The organism is Vibrio algivorus (genome assembly GCF_030161215.1).
GTDB classification, from domain to species: domain Bacteria; phylum Pseudomonadota; class Gammaproteobacteria; order Enterobacterales; family Vibrionaceae; genus Vibrio; species Vibrio algivorus.
On the sequence record NZ_BSPV01000016.1, the window covers coordinates 1 to 1302 of the forward strand.

Genomic DNA, 1302 nt, shown 5'->3' on the forward strand with positions numbered 1-1302 from the left:
ACAACACACATTCAAGTGTCTTGTATTCAAATCAATTGCTTGCAATTGATTCTATTGAGTCCGGCAAACGTTCATCAAGGATTACCCTCCTTGTGAACAAAACTAAAACCTTATTTAGTTGAACATACATTAAGACCCTTTTGGGTTGTATGGTTAAGTGAATAAGCGTACACGGTGGATGCCTAGGCAGTCAGAGGCGATGAAGGACGTATTAACTTGCGATAAGCGTAGATTAGGCAGTAAAAGCCACTTGAGTCTACGATTTCCGAATGGGGAAACCCACGTGCATAAGCACGTATTATTAACTGAATACATAGGTTAATAAGGCGAACCCGGGGAACTGAAACATCTAAGTACCCGGAGGAAGAGAAATCAACCGAGATTCCGAAAGTAGCGGCGAGCGAAATTGGATTAGCCCTTAAGCTTTATATGATGCAGGTGAAGGCTCTGGAAAGTGCCGCGATACAGGGTGATAGCCCCGTAACCGACACATCATACTAAGTGAAAACGAGTAAGGCGGGACACGTGATATCCTGTCTGAATATGGGGGGACCATCCTCCAAGGCTAAATACTCCTGACTGACCGATAGTGAACCAGTACCGTGAGGGAAAGGCGAAAAGAACCCCTGTGAGGGGAGTGAAATAGAACCTGAAACCGTGTACGTACAAGCAGTAGGAGCACCTTCGTGGTGTGACTGCGTACCTTTTGTATAATGGGTCAGCGACTTATATTTAGTAGCAAGGTTAACCGTATAGGGGAGCCGTAGGGAAACCGAGTCTTAACTGGGCGTCGAGTTGCTAGGTATAGACCCGAAACCAGGTGATCTAGCCATGGGCAGGTTGAAGATTGAGTAACATCAATTGGAGGACCGAACCGACTAATGTTGAAAAATTAGCGGATGACTTGTGGCTAGGGGTGAAAGGCCAATCAAACCTGGAGATAGCTGGTTCTCCCCGAAAGCTATTTAGGTAGCGCCTCGGACGAATACTACTGGGGGTAGAGCACTGTTAAGGCTAGGGGGTCATCCCGACTTACCAACCCTTTGCAAACTCCGAATACCAGTAAGTACTATCCGGGAGACACACGGCGGGTGCTAACGTCCGTCGTGGAGAGGGAAACAACCCAGACCGCCAGCTAAGGTCCCAAAGTATAGCTAAGTGGGAAACGATGTGGGAAGGCTCAGACAGCCAGGATGTTGGCTTAGAAGCAGCCATCATTTAAAGAAAGCGTAATAGCTCACTGGTCGAGTCGGCCTGCGCGGAAGATGTAACGGGGCTAAGCTATACACCGAAGCTGCGGCA

1 rRNA gene is annotated in these 1302 nt (G+C 47.9%); it reads left to right on the top strand.

Annotated elements, in window-relative coordinates:
* Nucleotides 1-151: 151 nt before the first annotated feature.
* Nucleotides 152-1302, top strand: a 23S ribosomal RNA gene (locus tag QQJ93_RS15825); the annotation flags it as partial.